Source organism: Kribbella sp. NPDC026596 (assembly GCF_040638415.1).
In the GTDB taxonomy this organism is placed as follows: domain Bacteria; phylum Actinomycetota; class Actinomycetes; order Propionibacteriales; family Kribbellaceae; genus Kribbella.
In genome coordinates, this window is record NZ_JBEZYF010000142.1 from 1 (window position 1) to 5,442 (window position 5,442).

Genomic DNA, 5,442 nt, shown 5'->3' on the forward strand with positions numbered 1-5,442 from the left:
GGCCCGGTTGAAGAAACCGGGCCCGGCTGAACGATGTCAGGCGGGGGCAACCTCGAGGGTGTCCTTGGCCTCGCTGAGTGTCACCTGGACGGTTTCGCCATCCCGGATGGTCCCGTTGAGGATGCCTCGGGCGAGCTCGTCGCCGATCGCGGACTGGACCAGGCGGCGGAGCGGCCGGGCGCCGTAGACCGGGTCGTAGCCGGTCATGGCGAGCCACTCCATCGCGCCTTCGTCGACCTCCAGCGTGATCCGGCGGTCGGTCAGCCGCCGCTGCAGCGCGGCGATCTGCAGCGCGACGATCTGCGTCAGCTCCTCACTGCCCAGAGCGTCGAACAGCACGATCTCGTCGAGCCGGTTGATGAACTCCGGCTTGAACGACTGCCGCACCACGGCCATCACCTGGTCACGCTTGGCCTTGTCGTCCAGCGACATGTCGGCCAGGTAGGCCGACCCCAGGTTGCTGGTGAGGATCAGGATCACGTTGCGGAAGTCGACCGTACGGCCCTGGCCGTCGGTCAGCCGACCGTCGTCCAGCACCTGCAGCAGGATGTCGAAGACCTCGGGGTGCGCCTTCTCGACCTCGTCGAGCAGGATCACCGAGTACGGCCGGCGGCGGACAGCCTCGGTGAGCTGGCCACCCTCTTCGTACCCGACGTACCCGGGCGGGGCACCGACGAGCCGCGCGACGCTGTGCTTCTCGCTGTACTCCGACATGTCGATGCGGACCATCGCCCGCTCGTCGTCGAACAGGAAGTCGGCCAGCGCTTTGGCCAGCTCGGTCTTGCCGACACCGGTCGGACCGAGGAACAGGAACGAACCAGTCGGCCGGTCCGGGTCGGAGATGCCGGCCCGAGCACGCCGTACGGCGTCACTCACGGCCTGGACCGCCTCGCGCTGACCGATCAGCCGGCGACCCAGTTCGTCCTCCATCCGGAGCAGCTTGCCGGTCTCGCCCTCGAGCAGCCGGCCGGTCGGGATGCCGGTCCACATCGCGATCACCTCGGCGATCTCGGTCGGACCGACCTCCTCGTTGACCATCGCGTCCGGGCCGTCGGTCACCTCGGGCTCGGCGGAGGCTTCCTCGAGCTCCTTGGTCAGCTCCGGGATCTCGCCGTACAGAATGCGGGACGCGGTCTCGAAGTCACCCTCGCGCTGGGCCCGCTCGGCCCGGCCGCGCAGCTCGTCGATCCGCTCCTTGATCTCACCGACCCGGTTCAGGCCGGACTTCTCCTTCTCCCACCGCGATTCCAGCGCGCGCAGCTCCTCCTCGCGGTCGGCGAGGTCGGCGCGCAAGCGCTCGAGCCGTTCCTGGCTGGAGGCGTCCTCCTCGCGGGCGAGCGCGAGCTCCTCCATCTTCAGCCGGTCGACGGTACGGCGGAGCGAGTCGATCTCGACCGGGGACGAGTCGATCTCCATCCGCAGCCGGGACGCGGCCTCGTCGACCAGATCGATCGCCTTGTCAGGCAGCTGGCGGCCGCTGATGTAGCGGTGTGACAGCGTCGCCGCGGCGACCAGAGCGGAGTCCGAGATCGCGACCTTGTGGTGAGCCTCGTAGCGCTCCTTCAGACCGCGCAGGATGGCGATCGAGTCCTCGACCGACGGCTCGCCGACGAACACCTGCTGGAAGCGTCGCTCCAGCGCCGGGTCCTTCTCGATGCGGGTCCGGTACTCGTCGAGGGTGGTGGCGCCGATCATTCGCAGCTCACCACGAGCCAGCATCGGCTTCAGCATGTTGCCGGCATCCATCGAACCGTCACCGGTCGCACCGGCGCCGACGACAGTGTGCAGCTCGTCGATGAAGGTGATGATCTGACCGTCCGACTCCTTGATCTCGGTCAGCACTGCCTTCAGCCGCTCCTCGAACTCACCGCGGTACTTCGCACCCGCGACCATCGCACCAAGGTCGAGGCTGATCAGCCGGCGGCCACGCAGCGACTCGGGCACGTCACCGGCCACGATCCGCTGGGCCAGCCCTTCCACGACGGCGGTCTTGCCGACGCCGGGCTCACCGATCAGGACCGGGTTGTTCTTGGTACGGCGGGAGAGCACCTGGACCACCCGGCGGATCTCGGAGTCACGCCCGATCACCGGGTCGAGCTTGCCGTCCTTGGCCCGCTCGGTCAGGTCGACGCCGTACTTCTCCAGCGTCTTGGTGGTGCCCTCGGCCTCCGGAGAGGTGATCCGGCGGTTGCCGCGCATCTCGTCGAACGCCTTCAGCAGCGCGTCCGGCGTCACGCCGAGCGCGGTCTTGGCAGCGCCCTCGACGGTGGCGAGTGAAATCAGCAGGTGCTCGGTGGAGACGTACTCGTCCCCGAGCCCGAGGGCCCGCTGCTCTGCCTGGTTCAGCACGTCGCCGGTCTTCGGCGACAGGCTCGGCGCCTGCACGCTGCCGCCACTCGCCTTCGGCAGCCGAGCGAGCTGCTCGGCGGTCTTGCGGCGTACGGCGTCGACGTCACCGCCCGCGGCCTCGAGGAGACTGATCGTGGTCCCCTCGGGCTGCGCGAACAGCGCGGACAGCAGGTGAACGGGCTCCACGGTCGGGTTGCCCGCCGCGGAGGTCTGACGGATCGCGACCGACAGGGTTTCCCGGGCCAGCGTCGTCAACCGCTGAACGTCCATCTGGTTCCAGCCTTTCGAGCTCACGTAACAACAGTCACTGGATACAACCTATCCAAACTTGAGTCCATTCCACTCAACTCTGCCAAAACCTGGGGACTTTTCAGGGTTGCGGGTAGCTCGCATCGACGGTCGTGACGACGCATCCGGTGGCGATGTCGTACACGTGTCCCGATACGCTCACTTTGGGTGACAGCAACGGGGAGTTCAGTAGCCGCTCGACGTCGGTTTTGACGGTGATGTGCGGGTCGGCGACCGCGGACGCCTCCAGCGCCACCTCGGCGAGGCCGGTCGCCTCGGCGACTCGTTGGCGGAACCCAGGGTCGGCCAGGAGGCCGGTGCCGCATTGCGTGTGATGAATGACCGCGACCTCGAAGAGCGTGTCCGCCCCGCCGCTCCACTGCTCGGCGAGGAACGAGAGATAGGCGACGTCGTCGACGACGGCAGGCGTGACGCGCCCACCGGCATTGCGGATGACCGGCGCGTCGCCGAGTTGAAGTCCGAGGACGATCGCGGGATCGACCCGGTGGTCGAGGCAGGTGACGACGATCACCGGTACGGCGGGCAGGCCGAGCGTCGCCGGCGAGTACGTACGGGCGAACTGCTCGTTGCGCTCGAGCAAGGGAATCAGCTTGGTCATCGGCGCTCCTTCGAAGGCCCGACGCCATGACGGGAGGCGATGTCCCGGATTGCGGCGGCGAGCAGGTCCGGGTGCTCGCTCGTGGTCAGGTGACCGCCAGGAAACGTCAGTACGTCGGCGCCAGGCACGCGAGCCCTGGCTGCGTCGACCTGGCGATGCTCGTACGGGTCTTCATCGCTGCCCCCGACGTAGATGGCGACGTCCGGCAGGTCACGGGCGGCAGCGGCGAGATCCCAGCGTTGGGCATGGCGGCGGTGTTCCTTGACGAACCCCGCTGCTTCATGGAGGAACAACGCACCGTCTCGGCGGATGATCGCCGACCGCAGTTCGGCGAGCTCCTCCTCGCTGGGCGTGTAGTTCCGCGAGTACAAGCGCGCCCCCAGCATCGCCGCGTTGAACGCCTTGCGGCGCAGCAGTTCGAGCAACGCCAGCGACGTGTAGTCGAAGGTGACGACGACGGTTCGGCGTACGCCGTGATGACGCCACAATGCCTCGACCAGGTCGGCGCGCTCCATCGTGGAGTACCGGTACTTGCGCGGCGCATCCGAGTCCCCCTGCCCGACCGGCTCGACGTACAGCCGTGGACCGAGGTCGTCACCTAGCATCCCGTCGACCTGCGCCCAGCCGTACGAGCCGTCCGGGAATCCGGGCAGCATCGTGAGCCAGGTTGCGTCGACGCCCGGATCTGCGCCGACGAGACGCTGAAAGACCCGGATCGGGCCTCCGGGCAGCACCCGGGCGGAATCCGGGTCGTAGGGAATCCGCTCTCCGCCGGCGTACCACTGCTCCGCTGTCACCAGCACGCGCTCCCGCGGCCGCGCCGCCGCGTCGTTGTGATCCATTGCTCCTCCTCATTTAGTGGACACTGTCCACATTACACACTTAGTGGACAGTGTCCACTTGTTAGTCTGTTGCCTATGACACCGGAGGTGACACGGCGGCGGGCGCGTGGCGCGGTCCGCGACGGCCTGGTCGCCGCGGGGCTGGAGCTGGCGCGGACGGGCGGCCCGGAAGCGGTGCTGCTGCGGGAGGCGACCCGCCTGGTCGGCGTCGTACCCAACGCCGCCTACCGGCATTTCGCCGATCGCGACGAGTTGCTGGCCGCGGTCTGCGCCGCGGCCATGCGCGAGCTGTCCGACCGGATGGCGGCCGGCGTCGCCCGGGTGCGCGGCAAGCATGGCGATGCCGCAGCCGCCGGTCGCCGTTTGGGCGCGATCGGTTCTGCTTACCTGGAGTTCGCTCGCGAGGAACCGGGGCTGTTCGCAACGGCTTTCGCCGTACCGCAGCAGCATGAGTACGCCGCTGCGCTCGACGGGACCGGACGGGACCTGTCACCGCTGGGACAGTTGCGGGCCGTGCTCGACGAGCTGGTCGTCGCCGGTGTGCTCGAGCCCGGACGCCGGGACGGCATCGAGTACCCGATCTGGTCGACGGTGCACGGATTTGCCGTGCTTGCCGGACAAGGCCCCTTGCGCGACGTCCCCGACACGACCCGCCGACGATTCGAGCAGCTCACACTCGCCTTCATCGCCGGCGGCCTGACCTGAGTGCTGGTTCAGGTGCTGAACTCGGAGCCGCGGATCCGGTAGACCTGCAGGTTGAGGTCGTAGTACTTGTCGGTCTCGCCGACCCACTGCATGCCGAGCCGGCGGGCCGTGGCGATCGCGCGCTTGTTGTTCGGGCGGGCGACGGCAAACAGTTCGTCGACCGCGCCCTCCTTGAACGCCCAGCGCATCAGCTCACGGCTGGCCTCGGTCGCGTACCCGTGGCCCCAGGCGCTCGGCCGCAACTGCCAGCCGATCTCCAGATCCTCCTCGTACGGCGGGAGCAGGCGGATCATCAGCGCGCCGACCAGCTCACCGTCGTCGCGACGGGTGACGGCCCACCGGCCCGCGGGAACGACGAAGTTCGGCTGGGCCTCGATCCAGGACTGCAGCAGGAGCCGCATGCTGGTCGTGTCAGGGACCTGTTCGACCGCCGGCGACAGCCAGGGCGCCACATCGGCCGAGCCATAGATCTCCAGCGCGGCGTCGGCGTCGTCTTCTTCCCAGTCCCGGATGAGCAGCCGGTCTGTCTGCAGACTGAGTGTCACCTCGCCAGCGTAGGCGGTCCTGCGCCGGATACAACAGAAACGCCGACAGCCCCGGATCGCCGAGGCGATCACGGGGCTGCCGGGTCAGAGCGAG

Annotated in this window: 5 protein-coding genes; 1 reads left to right on the forward strand and 4 read right to left on the reverse strand. The window is 68.4% G+C overall.

Annotation, left to right across the window (positions count from 1 at the left end):
* Nucleotides 1-36: 36 nt before the first annotated feature.
* The 3 genes from clpB to AB0E63_RS46110 form a co-directional block, all read right to left on the reverse strand.
* Nucleotides 37-2,619: an ATP-dependent chaperone ClpB gene (gene clpB, locus AB0E63_RS46100; protein WP_360381168.1), complete on the reverse strand. Its 2,583-nt coding sequence runs from the start codon at nt 2,617-2,619 to the stop codon at nt 37-39.
* A gap of 100 nt (nt 2,620-2,719) precedes the next feature.
* Nucleotides 2,720-3,256, reverse strand: coding sequence for a carbonic anhydrase (locus AB0E63_RS46105; RefSeq protein ID WP_360381157.1), 537 nt, complete (start codon nt 3,254-3,256; stop codon nt 2,720-2,722).
* The gene (locus AB0E63_RS46110; protein WP_360381160.1) at nt 3,253-4,098 is read right to left on the reverse strand and encodes an alpha/beta hydrolase; all 846 of its coding nucleotides are present in this window, start codon (nt 4,096-4,098) and stop codon (nt 3,253-3,255) included. The genes AB0E63_RS46105 and AB0E63_RS46110 overlap by 4 nt, the downstream gene beginning before the upstream one ends.
* A gap of 75 nt (nt 4,099-4,173) precedes the next feature.
* Between AB0E63_RS46110 and AB0E63_RS46115 the strand changes: the two genes are divergently transcribed.
* The gene (locus tag AB0E63_RS46115; protein ID WP_360381163.1) at nt 4,174-4,803 is read left to right on the forward strand and encodes a WHG domain-containing protein; all 630 of its coding nucleotides are present in this window, start codon (nt 4,174-4,176) and stop codon (nt 4,801-4,803) included.
* 8 nt (nt 4,804-4,811) lie between these two features.
* Here AB0E63_RS46115 and AB0E63_RS46120 read toward each other — a convergent pair whose 3' ends face one another.
* A complete protein-coding gene (locus tag AB0E63_RS46120) occupies nt 4,812-5,348 on the reverse strand; it encodes a GNAT family N-acetyltransferase (protein ID WP_360381165.1) in 537 nt (178 codons plus the stop codon).
* Nucleotides 5,349-5,442: the final 94 nt, after the last annotated feature.

Bases quoted from the DNA above. Each gene is read 5' to 3' on its own strand.
- clpB (WP_360381168.1), bottom strand. From the start codon at position 2,619: ATGGACGTTCAGCGGTTGACGACGCTGGCCCGGGAAACCCTGTCGGTC.
- AB0E63_RS46105 (WP_360381157.1), bottom strand. From the start codon at position 3,256: ATGACCAAGCTGATTCCCTTGCTCGAGCGCAACGAGCAGTTCGCCCGT.
- AB0E63_RS46110 (WP_360381160.1), bottom strand. From the start codon at position 4,098: ATGGATCACAACGACGCGGCGGCGCGGCCGCGGGAGCGCGTGCTGGTG.
- AB0E63_RS46115 (WP_360381163.1), top strand. From the start codon at position 4,174: ATGACACCGGAGGTGACACGGCGGCGGGCGCGTGGCGCGGTCCGCGAC.